Below are 18087 nucleotides of genomic sequence, written 5' to 3'. Positions count from 1 at the left end.
AGAACATATGACTGTATAAATATAAAAAAGATAGCGTAGCAGTCATTATAACTACTACGCTATCCTAAGTCTAACTTTTTGGGGTCAGATCATTTAATGGCTTCTTTTAGTTTATTATTAGCATAACCTATGCTAGCAAGTCTCTCCACCTCAAGATGAACCAGCTCCTGCTGTACATCCGTAACAATGCATACCTGTAACGATTCTACGTACACCTGTATGATTATCTACAAGCTGACTCACATGGTTGATTTCTCCAGAGATTTTTAGTTTTTCAATATAATTAAAGTCGCAATCATATAAAGATCCATCTGGACCAACAGAAATCATGTTTCTACACATTAGCCCTGGTAGTGTTGCAGGATTATATGCTTTATATAGTTTATTCATATATCCTTCGTAAAGATCTTCTCTATGAAGAAATTCAGAGAATCTACCTATTGGATTATTTGTTATAGCAAATAAATTATTAAAGACAATTTCGAAATTGTCATATAGTTTTTTCTTGTAAGTTTTTTCTAGTGCTTCTTGTTTAGGAGGTAAAAACGCTCCGTTTGGATTATAAACTAGGTTTAATACTAGATCTTTGTCTTTTCCATAACCTAATTCATTTAGTCTTCTTAGTACTTCTATTGACTTTGGAAAAACACCTTTACCACGTTGCTTAGCTACGACTTTTTCGTTATAGTAGGGTAATGAGGCTACTACTTGAACTTTCAAGTCACGATATAATTCTGGTATGTCTCTATAAGCTGGAACATCAAGGATGATTAGGTTTGTTCTTACAATTATAGTTTTTGCATATTGTGAGATTTCTTTTATAAACCATCTGAAATTAGGGTTCATCTCAGGAGCTCCGCCAGTGATATCCATTGTTTTATACTTACCAACCTTGAATGCTTCTATAATTTGTTCAAAAGTTTCTCGAACCATATTATTTTTTCTAGTAGGTCCTCCATCAACGTGACAGTGACTACATGTAATATTACATAAGCTACCTACATTAATTTGCATTACTTCTGGAAACTCTTCGGTTAATAAGTATTGTTTTTCCTCTACTTGATCAAAAAATTTGGGTATATTTAATTCAGTCATAATAAATTTAGTTTGTTAATTTATCTGATAGTTCTTTACTTTGAAGACCGTGCACTAGGGTAATACCAGCTTTCATTGCAGCAGCAACGTGAATAGCTTCTGCGATTTGATCTTGATCGCATCCTTCTTCAAGACATGTACTAGTATAAGCATCAATACAATAAGGGCAAGCTTCAGCATGAGCTACAGCAAGTGCAATAAGAGCTTTTTCACGTGTTGTTAATTCACCTTCAGCCATTACATTACCGTAGTAATTCATGAAGTTTTTCCAATACTCAGGTGCATCTTCACCAAATTTCCCTTCACCAAATTCTATTAAATGTTTCTTTTTAAAATATTCTGCCATATTTATTCTCTCCTCTAAAATTTATATATAAATTAATTATAAGTTAGTTTCCATAAATAATCAATGAAATTGAACTATATATAATGTGTAAAAAAATATATAATTTTAAATTAAACATAAGATAGATTGAAAAATATAGGATTCGAAAAAATTGATTTTGTCGAGTCAGCTTTCAAAGTATATTAGATATCAATGAAGCTCATATAAAGTGAACTTAGAAATATATATAAATTATTTTTCTATTAATTTTCATATAAACTTTTATATTATTTAGAACATTTTTCGTAGAACCATATAAATTGAATTACCTCACATCTTTATACATTTTCGTTAGTTCTTCAACAGGAACACCACGTCGATACATTTTTTGAAATTTTTGCATTTGCCACATAGTTTTTACTGTGTGGTTTTTGTATCTTCTAGTTGATGATGTAATAGAGGAGTCGATTACTGTAATTTTGTAATTTCTTGCACTTAAATCTTCTGATAGTTTGTAATCTTCCATTAAAGGCATATCTTTATATCCACCAATTTCTTCAAATACTTGTTTTTTTATGAATATAGCTTGATCTCCAAATGCTAGATTGGTAATACTAGCCCGCATATTAGAAACTAATGAGTTAACCCACATAGGAAAACTATTTGGATAGAATCTAATCTTTAGACAACCGACCTTAGTAGGGCAAGCAAGTACTTTTTTAATAACGTCTTTTTGAAGAACACTATCACAATGAACGAACCATAGGATATCACCCTTAGCAATTTTTGCACCGTAATTCATCTGATTTGCTCGTCCTTTTTTATCTGATAAGTGGTATGAATAACCAAAATAAGAGAGTTCATCTAGTATTTCTTTTGTTTTATCTGTAGAACCACCATCAATGAAAAGTACCTCGTGTTCTTTAATATTATGCAAACAATATAGATTATAAACGAAATCACGTATTGTTCTTTCTTCGTTATAAATTGGCACAATAATAGTAATCATAAATACACTCCTAAAATAATAGTTAATACAATTATAACATGTTAAGAAATTTTTCAAAATAAAAATATATATTTAAATTAATAGATTGAATTTGTGTTTAATAAAAATTAAAATTAATTTTAATATATTTATTGACAAACTAACTGTATCTATCGTATAATCACAGTAGATACAAGAAAGCGTTTTTAATATCTAAATAATGTTGTAGTTTGCTTAAAATAAATTAATAAGGAGGACAATGATGAATATAAAACTTTCTAATATGTCATCTGTTCCGATATATCAGCAGGTGGCGACACAAATTAAAAGTAATATTCTAAATGGTAGCTTAAAAAATAATGATCAATTACCTTCTATTAGGAGTTTAGCTAAGGAGTTAGAAGTAGGTATAATAACCGTAAAAAAATCATATGAGGTATTACTTCAAGAAGACCTAATTTATTCAAAAGGGGCTGTTGGATATTTCGTAAATGATATAGATTTAGCTACTGTTTTAATGATAAAAAAAGAAGAGTACTTAGACGAACTGAAGAGTATAATTGATAAGGCTATTAACGATGGACTTAATAAAAATGATATTAGGGATATATTTAATAGTGCAATGGAGGAGAATAGTTATGATAAAAGTTAATAAATTATTGATTAATAAAAGAACATTTCAACTTGGACCAATTGATTTGGAGTTTCAAGATGGGTATGTCTATGCAATTACAGGTAACAGTGGAAGTGGAAAAACTTTATTTTTACAAACACTATTAGGAGGAATATTTTTAGAGAAAAATGTAATCACTTATAACAATCTAAATTTTCATGAAAATAACGTGGATATTAAAAAACTTTACTCTTATGTGGCAGATAGACCGTTGTTCTCTGATTCATTACGAGTAGCTGAGGTGCTTTATAAAATATACAAATTAGATGAAAGATTTAATTTAGAGAAATGTTTCGAATTTCTGAGTAAACATAAAGTATATCGTCATAAGAAAATTTATGAACTATCTCAAGGAGAGAGGAAAATATTATTATTTTCTATAGGATTTTTTACAAAAACTAAACTATTAGTATTAGACAATCCATTTTCTGGTGTTGGTTTAATAGCTAGAAAAGAAATGATAGCACTTCTTAGAGAATATATGGATGAAGATAAAACAATAATTATAGTGACCGAAGAACCATATGTAATACAAAACCTGGCCGACTATATTATTGTATTTGAAAATGGTCAAGTTACTAGTAAGGAAGATGTGGTAGAATTACAAGAACGATTTGAGACTAATGATATAGAGCGAATATTACTTTCACTATTGAAGGGAGAGAATAAAAATGATTAAACAACAATATGAAACAAAATTTGGAGCGATTTGGAATTTAATATCAAGTAGAAACTATAGTATGCCATTATTTTACAAAGGATTATATATCTTATATTACTTTGTAACAATCAGTGTTATACTAGAATTATTATTTGATAAAACATATATATTATTAGCTTTAATTAGTTCGTTTATTATAGTAATTAATGGTAGAAAATATGATGATCTTGAGCAACAATATACTGAATATCTTCCAATATCGTTAAAAAGTAAAGCAAAATATATATATTATACAACTTATATGAGTATATTCGCTGGAGGTGTGATAGTATTTGTATTAGATTACTTATATAGTGGAGTTAATATCATTGAATATATCTATGCAATACTTACTATTATAGCTTTATCTAATTTAGCGGTAGTACAAATGGTAAAAACAAAAAAATCATTAATTTACTTCTTTATTTTTGATATACTAATATATGAATTTATCGTTGGTATAATTAGATTCGTTTTACTGGGCGTTTATACTGCATATACTGGTCCAAAATATGATAGTGCACAATTCAAAGTAATAAAAATATTTATTATAATATTATTGGTAGTAGTGTATCATTTTATGTGTGTTGATGTTATAAATGATACGAAGAGAAATATTAAGATAAATAAAAACAAAAGGCTAAAACTGGTAATAATCTTAGTGTTATTAATAATTACTAGCGGATATAAATTATATATAGATGCTGGAAAAGAATTTTATAGAGGTGTAAAAGAAGCGTCAAAAACTGGAATAGTAACAATATACGATAATTCAATGAAAAAGTAAAAGAACGTAAAATAAGAAAACAGAATACTAAAATAGACAGTGCCTTTTTAAATAAGTTATAGAGGAACTGTCTTTTATTCTGAAAGAGAAGAAGGGATAAAAAAGAAGACTTGGATAACCAAATCTTCTTTTTATTAAATAATTCTTATTTGAATTCTGCAGTGTTAACGCGAACTCCAGGACCCATAGTTGTAGTTACAGCTACAGATTTGAAGTAAGTTCCTTTAGCAGCAGCTGGTTTAGCTTTAGCTAAAGCGTCTTGAATAGCGTTGAAGTTTTCAACTAAGTCTTCAGTTGAGAATGAAACTTTACCGATTGGAGTGTGAACAACACCAGCTTTTTCAGCACGGTATTCAACTTTACCAGCTTTGATTTCATTAACTGCTTTAGTAACGTCCATAGTTACAGTACCAGTTTTAGGGTTTGGCATTAATCCTTTAGGTCCTAATACACGACCGATTTTACCAACTTCTCCCATCATGTCTGGAGTAGCTACGATTACGTCAAAATCAAACCAACCTTGTTGGATTTTAGTGATGTATTCACCTTGTCCTACGTAGTCAGCTCCTGCTGCTTCAGCTTCTGCTGCTTTATCACCTTTAGCAAAAACTAAAACTTTTGCAGTTTTACCAGTTCCTTTAGGAAGAACTACTGCTCCACGAACTTGTTGGTCGTTTTTACGAGTGTCAACTCCTAAACGGAATGCAACTTCTACAGTTGCGTCAAATTTTACTGTACTTGTTTTTTTAGCTAATTCGATTGCTTCTACTACAGAGTATAGACTAGAAGAATCTACTAATTTAGCTGCTTCAAGATATTTTTTACCTTTTTTTGCCATTATAATTATCCTCCTATTCTCCTACTAAGATACCCATACTTCTTGCAGTACCTTCGATCATACGCATAGCTGCTTCTACAGAAGCTGCGTTTAAGTCAGCCATTTTAAGTTCAGCGATTTCTTGAACTTGAGCTTTTGAAACTGTAGCAACTTTGTCACGGTTAGGTACAGAAGATGCTTTTTCAATTTTAGCTGCTTTTTTAAGTAATACTGGTGCAGGTGGTGTTTTAGTAATGAAAGTAAATGAACGGTCTTCATATACTGAGATTACTACTGGAATGATTAATCCTGCTTGGTCTTGTGTACGAGCATTGAATTCTTTACAGAATCCCATGATGTTTACACCAGCTTGACCTAACGCTGGACCAACTGGTGGAGCTGGGTTAGCTTTACCTGCTGGTACTTGTAATTTAACAACTTTTATAACTTTTTTAGCCACGATAAAACCTCCTATATATTTTTCGTGATGTGGTCATTTGAACGACTTGAAATTTTTCGTTCTCCCACTCAATCAAGTTTTGTATTTTTACATACTTGATTATAATACCATAGCAAATATGGAATTGCAAGTATTTTGTTGAGTTTTTTTAAAAAAAATTCAATTTTTTATAATCAAGTGCAAAAATATTTCTACTTAGTTATTGAGTAGATAGTAAAATAATACAACTAAGTCAAATTTTAATCAAGTGATTTCTATAAAATAATTAAAGAAAATTTGAGAACAACTTAATTAATTAATTAAGCTATTATATAGAAGAAAAAGAATGTAGTAACTAGATTTTCCCTAAGTGAACTATTGACTTTTTACTATAGGTAGTGTAGAATTGTAGTTATGGTATGTGATAGATTGCCAGAGTTTAAAATTCTGACAAAAGTACAATATCATAATAAAAAATTTTTCAAAATAGAAAGAGGTTGCAAAATGATTTATGGAATAATCAGTATTGCAGCTTTACTTGTTGGACTTTTATTTGGATATATTATTTCAAAAAATTCTATTCAAAAGAGATTAGAATTATCTAAGCAAGATGCCGAACATATTATTGGTGAAGCAAGAAAAGAAGCTAGATATATAGTAGAAAAAGAAACTACAATAGCTAAAAAAGAAGCTGAAGAGATAATCAATATTGCTAATAAAGAAGCAGAATTTAAAAAACAAGATATTCAAAGACAAGAAGATAGAATCGTTCAAAAAGAATCTTCATTAGAACGTCAAACAGAACTTCTGAATAAAAAAGATGAACTGTTAAGTTCAAGAGAGATGAAATTGGAAGAAAAATCTCAGCTTCTTGAAGAGAAAAGTAGTGAGGTTAATCAACTTAAAATTCAACAAGAAACAGAGTTGCAAAGAATTGCAAACTTAACAGAAGAACAAGCTCGTGAAGAGATTATGGCCACAGTTGAGACTGATATGGCTAAAGACATGGCAATATATATTAGAAATAAAGAACTAGAGGCGAAAAACGTTGCAGATAAACGTGCAAAAGAACTTATTGTTCAATCGTTACAACGTTTTGCAACAGATGTAGTTAGTGAAACTACGGTATCAGTTGTTGATCTTCCAAGTGATGATATGAAAGGTCGTATTATCGGACGTGAAGGAAGAAATATTCGTACTTTAGAAACATTGACTGGAGTAGATTTAATTATTGACGATACTCCAGAAGCAGTTATCCTTTCTGGATATGATCCTATCCGTCGTGAAATTGCAAAAACAGCAATTAAATCACTTATCGATGATGGTCGTATTCATCCTTCAAAAATTGAGGAAGCTGTTGACAAAGCACGTAAAAATATTGATCAAGTTATTAGAGATGCAGGGGAACAAGCTACATTTGATCTTGGAATCCACAACATGCACCCAGATTTAGTTAAGATCGTAGGTAAGTTAAAATATAGAACAAGTTATGGTCAAAATGGATTACAACACTCTATGGAAGTAGCGTATATCGCCGGACTTATCGCGGCTGAGTTAGACTTAGATGTTGCTACAGCTCGTCGTGCAGGTTTACTACACGATATCGGTAAAGCACTTGATCATGAAGTAGAAGGTTCGCACGTTGAAATTGGTGTTGCTTTAGCTCTTAAATATAAAGAAAATGCGATTGTTGTTAATGCAATTGCTTCACACCATGGAGATACAGAACCAACAAATCCTATTTCTGTCATTGTTGCCACAGCGGATGCACTTTCTGCATCACGTCCAGGAGCTCGAAGAGAGTCATTAGAGAATTATATTAAACGTCTACAAAAACTTGAAGAAATCGCAAATGAACACAAAGGTGTTGAGAAAACATTTGCTATTCAAGCAGGTCGTGAGATTCGAGTAATCGTAAATCCTGAAGAAGTAGATGATACAAAAACTTACAAAATTGCCAAAGAAGTTAAAAATAAAATCGAAGAAACGATGCAATACCCAGGAAACATTAAAGTTAATGTTATTCGTGAGGTTAGAGCGGTTAAGCTTGCAAGATAATAAATTAAGCGATTGGAAATGTCCAATCGCTTTTTTATATGCTTATTTGTATACAGATTTTGAATATATAATTTTTTAGAATTATATAAAAATTATAAGTAATTTTCTATGATACTAATAGGAAAAATCTAAAACAATATATAAGAAGTCAATTTAATAGCAGGATAATAATAGTTATATATTCTAATTAAAAATATTATATTTAAAAAATAATAAATATAAAACTTTAAAAATAAAAAAATATATATCTATAATTTAAGTGTTATATATAAAGCTGTAGTATAGAGTAATTTAGTGAAATAGTAATGGAGCGGGTAAAATGATGTTTAGTTAATAATTTATGATATATATTAAAATAAAAATATATAACAAGGGAGTCCTAATACTGTATTTGTTAATGTAAATCATTTGTTATATAATATCTGTAGAATATAATAAGGAGACAAAAGTTATGTCAGAATATATACACACAAAGGCTTATTTAGAGCCTCAAGAATTATATGAATACACTAGTAAAAAGGGTGTGGCTAAAGCTTCAGGAAGCCTAAAATATATGTTAAGTCTAGGTTTCTTGGGAGGTGCATTTATAGCAGTAGGTTATCTTGCTTATTTAAAAGTTGCAGGATCTATTCCACATGAATTTGGAGGATTAGGGGTCTTATTAGGAGCGGCTGTCTTTCCAATTGGTTTGATTTGTATATTAGTAGGTGGTGGAGAATTGATAACTAGTAATATGATGGCAGTTACATTAGCATTTTTCAATAAAAAAGTAAGTCTAGTAATGTTGGTGAAAAATTTGATTATTATAACATTAGCAAATTTAGTGGGTGCTGTTTTTGTAGCATATTTTTTAGGACATGTGACAGGACTTACTGAAGGAGCGACATTTGCGAAAACTTTAGCTACTGCTGAGTCAAAAGTTAACGCGACATTTTGGCAAGGTGTGTTTTCAGGTGTCGGATGTAACTGGTTAGTAGGTATGGGTGCATGGTTATCTTTCTGTGCTAAAGATGTAAGTGGAAAAATAATTGGTACATGGTTTCCAATTATGACATTCGTAGCCGTTGGTTTTCAACACGTTGTAGCCAACATGTTTGTTATTCCAGCAGCTATGTTTGGTGGTGCAGATATTACAATAATGCAATTTATTAATAATATGTTTGTAATTTTTTTAGGAAATTTTTTAGGTGGAGCGATATTGGTTGCTGGTTTATATACAATAGCTTATAAAAATAATAATTAAAAATTATAATTTAACATAACCATTAGGAAACGTTTTATTTCTAGTGGTTTTTATCTTTTACTTTATATTTAAATTAGTAATATATTTGTTTAGTTATGTTAAATAAGTTTCACCTAAGTTTATTAATTTGTACACATTTTAATGAAATCTGTATTAAAATAGGGGTTGGAAAAATGTCGTTGTTATTGTATAATTTTTATTGTAGATATAGAAAAGGTTGTATCTATGTAATTATTATAAATTTTTTAAGGAGAGTGTTATTATGACAAACACTGTAGAATCTAAAGTATTTTTAGAGCCACAAGAAACTTACGAGTTAACTTGTAAAAAAGGTGTTGCTAAAGCGACTGCAAGCCTTAAATACATGTTAAGTTTAGGATTCTTAGGTGGTGCATTTATCGGGGTAGGTTTCTTAGCTTTACTTCGAGTATCAGGATCAATTCCTAAAGAATTCGGAGGAATTGGTGCATTATTAGGGGCATCTGTTTTCCCAATCGGACTTATTTGTATTTTAGTAGGTGGTGGAGAGTTAGTTACAGGTAATATGATGGCTGTAACTGTTGCATGGTTCAATAAGAAAATTAGTTTTAAACTATTAGCTAAAAATATGGTTGTTATTACATTTGCTAACCTTGTAGGTTCATTAGTTATTGCTTATTTCTTAGGACATTTAACTGGTTTAACTGGTGGAGCTATTGCAGCTAAAACTATTTCAGCTGGTGAATCAAAAGTATACTTAACATTCTGGCAAGTATTCTTCTCAGCTGTAGGTTGTAACTGGTTAGTAGGTATGGCAGTATGGTTAAACTTCGCTGCTAAAGATGTAGGTAGTAAAATGTTTGGTGTATGGTTCCCAATTATGACATTCGTTGCTATTGGATTCCAACACTTGGTTGCGAACATGTTCGCAATCCCAGCTGCAATGTTTGAAGGTGCAAATATCTCTGTTTTACAATTTATTCAAAACATGGGAACAGTATTCTTAGGAAACTTTGTTGGGGCTGTTACTTTAGTTACTGCTCTATACACATTTGCTTACAAAAAATAAGCTTATAAAAGTCGATAGAATATAATTTACATTAATAATATTAGCAAATAAATAAAAAAGATGAAGTTGGTGTTATACTATACTTCATCTTTTTATTGTATTGCATATTATTTGTGCTTTAGATAAATCTTGAATACTTAACAATAAGATAAAAAAGATTCCAAATTGTTTAACTTGGAATCTTTTATTTTTATATTATTCTTCTACTTTAACAACCCATCCGAATTTATCTTCAACTTTACCAAGTTGGATACCAGTAAGTAGGTTGTAGATTTTTTGAGTCCATTCTCCTGGTTTATCATCTTTGATAAGTTCTAGTTTCTTAGTACCATCGAATAATTCACCAACAGGAGCGATTACAGCAGCAGTACCACATAAGAATACTTCTTCAAGTTTTCCGTTGTCATATGCTTCGTAAACTTCTTCTAGAGATAGTTTTCTTTCTTCTACTTTTTCACCTAATGATTTAAGTAATTCTATTACTGATGCACGAGTGATACCTGGAAGGATAGAACCGTTTAACTCAGGTGTAACGAATGTTCCATCGATTTTGAAGAAGATGTTCATTGCTCCTCCTTCTTCGATGTATTTTTGTTCTACTCCATCAAGCCATAGAGATTGAGAGTAACCAAGTTCTTGAGCTTTCTTTTGACCTTTAAGAGATCCAGCGTAGTTACCTGCAGTTTTAGCGAATCCGAATCCACCACGTACAGCACGTACATATTCGTGTTCTACGAAGATTTTATTTGGTTGAAGACCAGCTTTGAAGTAGCTTCCTGATGGAGATAAGATGATTATAAACTTAACTTCATGGTTAGGGTGTACTCCAAGTGCTTCTTCAGAACCATATAAGAATGGTCTAACGTATAGTGAAGTACCTTCAGCTTTTGGAATCCAGTCTTTATCGATAGAGATTAATTTTTTAAGAGCTGCTAATGCGAACTCTTCATCTAATTGTGGTAAAGCTATACGGTCTGATGAATTGTTTAAACGTCTAAAGTTTTGTTCTGGACGGAATAAAACAGCTTCTCCATTTGCGTTATAAGCTTTCATTCCTTCAAAAACGCTTTGTCCGTAGTGTAACACGTTTAATGCTGGTGATACTGGAATTGGTCCGTAAGGTACGATACGTGGATCATACCATCCTTTTTCTGATGACCAGTCCATAACGAACATGTGATCAGTGAATACTGAACCAAATCCTAATTTATCATCTGGCGTTTTTTCTTTTGGATTTTTAGTAAGTTCTACTCTTATATCATTTACTGTAAGTTTTGTCATATTATATTTCTCCTTTTATAAACAATTAATTTTAAAAATTTGTTAAAATTATTATAATACTAATTAAAGTTTTTTTCAATACTTTTCTTTAAATTTTCTGAAATTTTAATCAAAATATCCGAAATTAATTGTTGAAAATTTTCTGAAAATACTATAAAATTATACGTAAACATTGTTTGGAATTTTATTCGATATTACTAATAAGAATTCTATTTTTACTGAAAATATGATACAATATTAGTAGTATTACATTAACAATGTATCTAATATAATAAAGAAGGAAGATAAATTTATGGAAATTAAAAAATCATTAGAAAATAAGTTCAACACATCACTTGCAAACCTTACAGGTTCGCCGATAAGAGAGTTTGATAGATATGCTTCTTCTATAGAAGGAATTATCAAATTAACTTTAGGAGAGCCAGATTTTGACACTGCGGAAGAAGTTAAAGAAGCTGCAAAACGTGCTCTAGATAATAATAGAACGCACTATTCAGTAAATAATGGTATTGCAGAGTTACGTACAGCATGGGCAAAAAATTTAGAGAAAAGATATAATTTAAATTATAGTCCTGATGAAATTATCGTAACAATTGGAGCATCTGCTGCGATAGAACACACAATTTCTGCTGTAACTAACGAGGGGGATACTATTATAGTAGTAACACCATATTTCTCAGCTTACGAGGGAGTTGGTATTTTAAATAAATGTAATATCAAATTTATAGATACAGTTGATAATGGATTTAAAGTTCTTCCTAGCGATTTAGAAAAAGCTTTAGAAGAAAATAAAGACGCAAAAGCAATACTAATTAACTATCCAAACAACCCAAGTGGTGTTTCATATACGAGAGAAGAAGTTAAAGCTATTGCTGATGTATTAGGGAAATATGACATTTTTGTAATTAGTGATGAAATATATGGAGATATTACATACAATTATAAACATACATCATTAGCAGAATTTATTCCGGAACAAACTGTACTTATTAGTGGATTATCTAAATCTCACGCTATGACAGGGTGGCGTGTAGGATTCATCGCGGCTCCATTAGCTATGGTTAGAAAAATTGGAGTATTCCACTTATTTACAGTTTCTGGTGCAGCTACATTCATTCAAGATGCAGCAGTAGTAGCGCTTAATGATGAAAATGTAGATAAATACAATAAACACATGATTGAAACATATAGAGAAAGAAAAGATTATATGGTTCCAAAACTTCGTGAATTAGGATTTGAAATTCCTGAAATCGATGGAGCATTTTATATTTTTGCTAAAATTCCAGCTAAGTACCGTGATTTAGGTGCTATGGAATTCTGTAAATTATTAGCGAAAGAAGCTCGCGTTGGGGTTATTCCGGGAACAGCTTTTGGTAGTGCATATAATGACTTCTTTAGAATTAGTTATGCAACTAGTATCGAAAATATTAAAGAAGCAGTTGAAAGAATTTCTCAATTTATGAATAAATAATATAGTAGAAAGGTTATTCAAATGAAAGGTAAATTCATAACAGTAGAAGGTTCAGATGGTTCAGGTAAAACGAGCTTTATTAACTTTGCTACCGAGTATTTAAAAGAAAAAGGTTATAAGGTAATTACAACACGTGAACCAGGAGGAACAGACTTTAGTGAAAAAATTCGTGAACTTCTATTTGATAGTTCTAACGATATTGACGCTAAAACTGAAAGTTTGCTATTTTGTGCAAGTAGACGTGATCATATTGTAAAAAAAATACTCCCACATTTAAATGAAGGTTATATAGTTATATGTGATCGTTTTGTTGATAGTTCAGTAGCTTACCAATCTTATGGTCGTGGACTTAGTAAACGGGATATATTGGATATTAATGCATATGCTACTGATAACTTAGAACCTGATTTAACTTTATACTTTTCGGTAGATGTTGAGGTAGGTTTAGCTCGTACTAAAAATAGAGACGACAATAACCGTATGGATCAGGAAAGTTTAAACTTTTATAAAAATGTAAAACGAGGTTATGATGACCTTTCGAAAGAATATACAGAGCGCATCAAAGTAATTGATGCAAGTGATACTTATGAAAATGTTCAAAAACAGGCACTTTCAATACTGGAAGGATTTTTAGACAATGAACTTTAGTAAAGATGAAATTGTAATAAAATCTTTAACAAATACATTAAAAACTAATAAACTATCCCACGCCTATCTAGTAATATGCGAGGATAGTTTATATTCTGATGAGTTTATTTTAAGTTTTGTTAAAGCAATATTTTGTTTAGAAAATAAAAATAAAGAATTTTTTAGTTGTGAGAGCTGTAACAATTGTCGCAGTATAAATCACGGAAACTATGTAGATTTTTATAAATTAACTAGTGATACATCTATAAAAAAAGATGAAATCCAAACATTGAAATCTGACCTAAGTGTTAAATCATTTTATGGAAAGAAAATATATTGGATAAAAGATATTGAAAAAATGACAGAACAAGCTGCGAATAGTTTACTTAAGTTTCTAGAAGAACCTGAAGATGATATTATTGCTATTCTTAGCTGTAAAAATATTAGTGCCGTACTACCGACTATTATTTCGCGATGTCAACAGATAAAATTAGTAGGACAGAGTGAAGATAGGGAAGTTACAGAAAATGAGGAAATGATTAAGATTGTTTCTGAATATGTAAAAAGATATAGTAGGAAGCCGCATATGGCTAATATTTATGTTCTGGGCTTACTTAAAGTTAAGGAAGAGATTTTAGATTTTTTTAAATATTTGAGTATTAAAACTACAAACAGTTATTATGAATCTAATCGATATGATATAGTGAATATAAGTAAAGTTCAAGAGAAAGTTCTACTTGCTTTATCTGATTTGAATGCTAATGTTAATGCTACATTAGTTTTAGAAAAATTTTTATTTACAGTTTTATTGGATAAAATTAATTTAGAATTTTTATTACGAGGTTAGTATGGAAGAGAATTTGAGAGTTGATTTAGTTTCAAAAAATTATAAAATTTTGCAGAAGGTTGATCATTATAGTATGTCAACAGATTCTTTTTTACTTCCTTATTTTTCTAATGTACCGAGAAGTTTCAAAAAAAATATAATTGAACTTTGTAGTGGCAATGGTGGAATTTCAATTATTCTAAGAGAAAAGTCAGACGCTAAGATTGAAATGTTAGAAATTCAAGAAGATCTAGTTGAACTAACTAAAAAAAGCTTAGAACTTAATGGAATTACGAATATAGAGATAAGAAATGGTGATGTGAAGAATGTGAAAGAATATTATAGACCATCATCATTTGATTATGTAATTTGTAATCCTCCGTATTTTCCAGTGGAGAATATGCCGAATCAACGTGAGAAGTATAATCATAGTATTTCACGTCATGAAATTCTATGTAATTTAAGTGATATTGTAAAAGCAATAAGATATTTGGTTAAACAAAATGGTAAATTTGCTATGGTACATCGAACATACAGAATAAGTGATATTATTTCTGAATGTGAAAAAAATGGCTTAGCTATTAAACGAATTAGATTTGTTTATAGTAAAGCAACAAGTGATACTAGTAAAATTGTATTAATAGAAGGTAGTATCTCAAAAGTAAGTGATATTAAAGTAGAACAACCATTTTATATTTATAATGAAGATGGTAGTTATACTGAAGAGATGAAGAAAGTGTATGGTATTTATGAGTAGTTTTATGTATGTAGTTGAGTGTAGTGATAAAACTTGGTATACTGGGTATACGACAGATATTGTTAGACGAATAAAAACTCATAATGCAAAAAAAGGTGCGAAATACACTAGGGTGAGAGTACCGGTAAAACTTTTATATTTTGAAGGATTTGAGACTAAAAGTGAAGCGACGAGAGCTGAAAGTTTATTTAAGAAATTAACACGTACTAAAAAAGAAGAATATATTTTATTAAATTTGGATGCAAGTAAAAGGCAAGAAGTAAAAGATTTAAATAAAAAAATAGAGGAAAAATAAATGTTATATTTAGTAGGAACGCCAATAGGTAATTTGGAAGATATTACTTTAAGAGCATTAAGGGTGCTAAAAGAAGCGGATATTATAGCTTGTGAAGATACAAGGAATACACAAAAATTATTGAACCATTATGAAATAAAAGGTAAAAAACTACTTAGTTACCATGAACATAATGAAGATAAGATGAGTGATAAAATAATAGAATACTTAGGGGAGGGACTAGAAATAGCGTTGGTAACAGATGCTGGTATGCCATGTATTTCAGATCCAGGGTATGTACTTGTAGAAAAAGTGAAAAGTGCTGATTTAGAGGTTGTAGCCCTACCTGGTGCTAATGCGGGACTTACTGCATTAGTGGCAAGTGGAATAGAATCATATAATTATACTTTTTACGGATTTTTACCACGAAAAACTAAAGAACTTAAACAAAAGTTAGAAATTATTTTAAACTCAAAAACAACTGGTATTTTGTATGAAAGTCCACACAGAGTGAAGAACTTAGTGGAAGAAATCGTAAAAATCGCCCCAACAAGAAAAATTGCAGTAGCGAGAGAACTTACAAAGATGTTTGAACAAATTGAAACATTTGAAGCTAGTATAATATTAGATATGTTGGGTGAAGAGATTAAGGAAAAAGGGGAGTTTGTTGTTATTATTTCTCCTTCAAAAGATGAAGAAAAAGATGAACTTAATCTTGATGATATCGTAGAAATAATTTATGAAAAAGTGCAAAATGGTGAAAAAAAATCAGAAGCTATTAAAAATACTGCTAAAGAATATGGCATAAATAAAAAAGAGGTTTATAGTTTATATCATGAAAAATATGATTAATTTCATAGTAGTAAATGTATTGATAATAATATTTCTAATTGCCGCAATTCACATTAAAATATTTTTCCTACCTTTAACAGTATTTGTATTCCTAAATATATATCTAATATATAGAAGAAGTTCAGATTTAGATAAAAATGAACAGAAGAAAAAAATTATGTTGCATAATGTTAAGAATTCTCTAGGTATAATTTTAGGATATACCGAAGCTCATAATGATGAATTAATTACAAAAGAGGAACTTGATGAACGAATTAATGAAGAAATTCAAGAGATAGTTTCAATGATAAAAGACGAGATCTATAAGTAGAACTCGTCTTTTTGTTTCATCTTACTCATTAAAATTATTAATTATTCTTTGACTTTCTCTAGCTTTTTTTCTACGTTTTTTCCATGTATTAGCAGAGAAGAATACTATTAATGGCATTAATTCTAAACGTCCTAATAGCATTGATATAGATAATATTATTTTAGTAAAATATGGTATTTGTGAGAAGTTACTCATTGGACCATAGTGATTGAATGCTGGTCCAGCATTACTGATTGATGTAACTGTTAAAGAAATTGCATCTTCAAAGTCATTAATTTGGAATGTTATTAAGAATAGTATAATAACATATACAAATCCGAATAATAGTAAATAGTTAGAAAGTGGAGTGGTATCTTTTATTACTTTCCCATCGATTTTAACCATTGCTATTTTCCTTGGATTTAAAGCTTTACTTATACTTAGTTTGGCATTTTTAACGAAGAAAATAAGTCGTGGAATTTTTATTCCACCAGCAGTTCCTCCTGTACATCCTCCAACAATCATTAGTATTAAGATTATCATTTTTGAAAATACTGGCCAAATATTGAAGTCATTATATGTAAAACCTGTAGTAGATACAACAGATGAAACTGTAAAAAATACATCTAATAAACTATGGTTTGGCGTATCATATGAACGGTAGATATCTAAAAACATGATTACAGAAAGTATACCAATCATTCCAAAGAACCATCTTAGTTCTTCACTTTTTAATACTTTAAAATATCTTTTAAAAATAATAAAGTAAAGTAAACTTAGATTCATTGAGAAAATAAGCATAAATATCGCAATTACTACTGTAACATAAGTGCTGTTGTAATATGCAATTCCCGCATTTCTTACTGAAAAACCACCAGTTCCAGCAGTAGAGAAAGCTAGGTTTATACTATCAAAAAATCCAACCCCACCAAACATTAAGAATATAAATAGAAGTACTGTAAGTGCCATATATATTCCATAAAGATAAATTGCTGTTTGTTTCATAGAAGATACAACTTTCCCGAAATAAGGCCCTGGAACTTCAGCTTTTGCTATATGAATAGTATGAGGAGATCTTGGTAAAATTGCTAAAGCGAATACAATAACCCCCATACCACCTATAAAGTGTGTGAAACTTCTCCAAAAAAGTAAACTTTTACTTAAAGTCTCAATATCTTCTAGTATAGTTGAACCAGTAGTAGTAAAACCACTTACTGTTTCAAAGAAACTATCAATATAATGAGGTATCTCTCCTGAAATATAGAAAGGAAGAGCTCCAATTAATGAAAAAATAACCCAAGTAAGGGTAACTATTACATAACCCTCTCTTTTATAGAAATCACGTTCGGTAACATCTTTTGTTAAAAAATGTAGTAATAATGATATTATAAAACATATCATTATAGTAATTAAAAATGAGTTAGTCACATAAGTAGGTTCTTTATATATTAATGAAATAATTGTAGGAAGTATTAGTAAAGCGGCTAAAAGAATAAGTATTTTACCTAGAACGTTAAAAATCATTTTAAAATTCATA

Annotated in this window: 20 protein-coding genes; 13 read left to right on the top strand and 7 right to left on the bottom strand. The window is 30.0% G+C overall.

What is annotated here, in order from left to right; all coding sequences use genetic code 11:
• Positions 1 to 150: 150 nt before the first annotated feature.
• The 3 genes from arsS to PNO30_RS01230 form a co-directional block, all read right to left on the bottom strand.
• On the bottom strand, positions 151 to 1095 hold the full coding sequence (gene arsS, locus PNO30_RS01240; protein WP_271986862.1) for an arsenosugar biosynthesis radical SAM (seleno)protein ArsS: 945 nt from the start codon (positions 1093 to 1095) through the stop codon (positions 151 to 153).
• A gap of 7 nt (positions 1096 to 1102) precedes the next feature.
• The gene (locus PNO30_RS01235; protein WP_003145829.1) at positions 1103 to 1441 is read right to left on the bottom strand and encodes an arsenosugar biosynthesis-associated peroxidase-like protein; all 339 of its coding nucleotides are present in this window, start codon (positions 1439 to 1441) and stop codon (positions 1103 to 1105) included.
• A gap of 304 nt (positions 1442 to 1745) precedes the next feature.
• A complete protein-coding gene (locus PNO30_RS01230) occupies positions 1746 to 2429 on the bottom strand; it encodes a TIGR04283 family arsenosugar biosynthesis glycosyltransferase (RefSeq protein WP_271986861.1) in 684 nt (227 codons plus the stop codon).
• A gap of 241 nt (positions 2430 to 2670) precedes the next feature.
• On the opposite strand from PNO30_RS01230, the gene PNO30_RS01225 reads away from it, so the two are divergent.
• The 3 genes from PNO30_RS01225 to PNO30_RS01215 are packed head-to-tail and all read left to right on the top strand — an operon-like array spanning position 2671 to position 4568.
• On the top strand, positions 2671 to 3060 hold the full coding sequence (locus PNO30_RS01225) for a GntR family transcriptional regulator (RefSeq protein WP_271986860.1): 390 nt from the start codon (positions 2671 to 2673) through the stop codon (positions 3058 to 3060).
• The gene (locus PNO30_RS01220; protein ID WP_271986859.1) at positions 3047 to 3760 is read left to right on the top strand and encodes an ATP-binding cassette domain-containing protein; all 714 of its coding nucleotides are present in this window, start codon (positions 3047 to 3049) and stop codon (positions 3758 to 3760) included. Before PNO30_RS01225 ends, PNO30_RS01220 begins: the two co-directional genes overlap by 14 nt.
• Positions 3753 to 4568, top strand: coding sequence for a hypothetical protein (locus PNO30_RS01215; RefSeq protein WP_271986858.1), 816 nt, complete (start codon positions 3753 to 3755; stop codon positions 4566 to 4568). Before PNO30_RS01220 ends, PNO30_RS01215 begins: the two co-directional genes overlap by 8 nt.
• Before the next feature lie 145 nt (positions 4569 to 4713).
• Here the strand turns inward: PNO30_RS01215 and rplA are convergent, their stop codons facing one another.
• The gene (gene rplA / locus PNO30_RS01210) at positions 4714 to 5406 is read right to left on the bottom strand and encodes a 50S ribosomal protein L1 (RefSeq protein ID WP_271965652.1); all 693 of its coding nucleotides are present in this window, start codon (positions 5404 to 5406) and stop codon (positions 4714 to 4716) included.
• Between the two features lie 13 nt (positions 5407 to 5419).
• A complete protein-coding gene (gene rplK / locus PNO30_RS01205) occupies positions 5420 to 5845 on the bottom strand; it encodes a 50S ribosomal protein L11 (RefSeq protein ID WP_003145837.1) in 426 nt (141 codons plus the stop codon).
• Between the two features lie 483 nt (positions 5846 to 6328).
• On the opposite strand from rplK, the gene rny reads away from it, so the two are divergent.
• The 3 genes from rny to PNO30_RS01190 all read left to right on the top strand — a co-directional run bounded on the left by rny (position 6329) and on the right by PNO30_RS01190 (position 10173).
• Entirely contained in the window at positions 6329 to 7882 is a 1554-nt protein-coding gene (rny, locus tag PNO30_RS01200) for a ribonuclease Y (protein WP_271986857.1), read from the top strand.
• Between the two features lie 451 nt (positions 7883 to 8333).
• Positions 8334 to 9125 carry a formate/nitrite transporter family protein gene (locus PNO30_RS01195; protein WP_271986856.1) on the top strand — a complete coding sequence of 264 codons (792 nt, stop codon included), beginning with the start codon at positions 8334 to 8336 and terminating at the stop codon, positions 9123 to 9125.
• 262 nt (positions 9126 to 9387) lie between these two features.
• Positions 9388 to 10173 (top strand): formate/nitrite transporter family protein, encoded by a 786-nt coding sequence (locus PNO30_RS01190; protein WP_271986855.1) that lies wholly within the window; start codon positions 9388 to 9390, stop codon positions 10171 to 10173.
• 195 nt (positions 10174 to 10368) lie between these two features.
• Here the strand turns inward: PNO30_RS01190 and PNO30_RS01185 are convergent, their stop codons facing one another.
• Positions 10369 to 11454: a branched-chain amino acid aminotransferase gene (locus PNO30_RS01185; protein ID WP_271986854.1), complete on the bottom strand. Its 1086-nt coding sequence runs from the start codon at positions 11452 to 11454 to the stop codon at positions 10369 to 10371.
• Between the two features lie 292 nt (positions 11455 to 11746).
• On the opposite strand from PNO30_RS01185, the gene PNO30_RS01180 reads away from it, so the two are divergent.
• Genes PNO30_RS01180 through PNO30_RS01150 form a run of 7 tightly spaced genes read left to right on the top strand, consistent with a single transcriptional unit; the run spans position 11747 to position 16571 of the window.
• The gene (locus tag PNO30_RS01180; protein WP_271965808.1) at positions 11747 to 12925 is read left to right on the top strand and encodes an aminotransferase class I/II-fold pyridoxal phosphate-dependent enzyme; all 1179 of its coding nucleotides are present in this window, start codon (positions 11747 to 11749) and stop codon (positions 12923 to 12925) included.
• 21 nt (positions 12926 to 12946) lie between these two features.
• Positions 12947 to 13573 carry a dTMP kinase gene (gene tmk / locus PNO30_RS01175; protein WP_271986853.1) on the top strand — a complete coding sequence of 209 codons (627 nt, stop codon included), beginning with the start codon at positions 12947 to 12949 and terminating at the stop codon, positions 13571 to 13573.
• Positions 13563 to 14399 (top strand): DNA polymerase III subunit delta', encoded by an 837-nt coding sequence (locus tag PNO30_RS01170; RefSeq protein WP_271986852.1) that lies wholly within the window; start codon positions 13563 to 13565, stop codon positions 14397 to 14399. Before tmk ends, PNO30_RS01170 begins: the two co-directional genes overlap by 11 nt.
• 1 nt (position 14400) lies before the next feature.
• Positions 14401 to 15135 carry a tRNA1(Val) (adenine(37)-N6)-methyltransferase gene (locus tag PNO30_RS01165; protein WP_271986851.1) on the top strand — a complete coding sequence of 245 codons (735 nt, stop codon included), beginning with the start codon at positions 14401 to 14403 and terminating at the stop codon, positions 15133 to 15135.
• Complete coding sequence (locus PNO30_RS01160) at positions 15119 to 15430, top strand: GIY-YIG nuclease family protein (RefSeq protein WP_271986850.1); 312 nt, start codon at positions 15119 to 15121, stop codon at positions 15428 to 15430. The genes PNO30_RS01165 and PNO30_RS01160 overlap by 17 nt, the downstream gene beginning before the upstream one ends.
• Entirely contained in the window at positions 15431 to 16261 is an 831-nt protein-coding gene (gene rsmI, locus PNO30_RS01155) for a 16S rRNA (cytidine(1402)-2'-O)-methyltransferase (RefSeq protein WP_271986848.1), read from the top strand.
• Between the two features lie 19 nt (positions 16262 to 16280).
• Positions 16281 to 16571, top strand: a complete 291-nt coding sequence (locus PNO30_RS01150) for a hypothetical protein (protein ID WP_271965802.1) — start codon at positions 16281 to 16283, stop codon at positions 16569 to 16571.
• Positions 16572 to 16592: 21 nt separating this feature from the next.
• On the opposite strand, the gene PNO30_RS01145 is transcribed toward PNO30_RS01150, so the two are convergent.
• Positions 16593 to 18086 (bottom strand): TrkH family potassium uptake protein, encoded by a 1494-nt coding sequence (locus tag PNO30_RS01145; protein ID WP_271986847.1) that lies wholly within the window; start codon positions 18084 to 18086, stop codon positions 16593 to 16595.
• Position 18087: the final 1 nt, after the last annotated feature.

It is taken from the genome of Gemella haemolysans (assembly GCF_028308085.1).
Lineage (GTDB): Bacteria > Bacillota > Bacilli > Staphylococcales > Gemellaceae > Gemella > Gemella haemolysans_D.
This window is presented reverse-complemented; position numbering and strand designations above follow the sequence as displayed.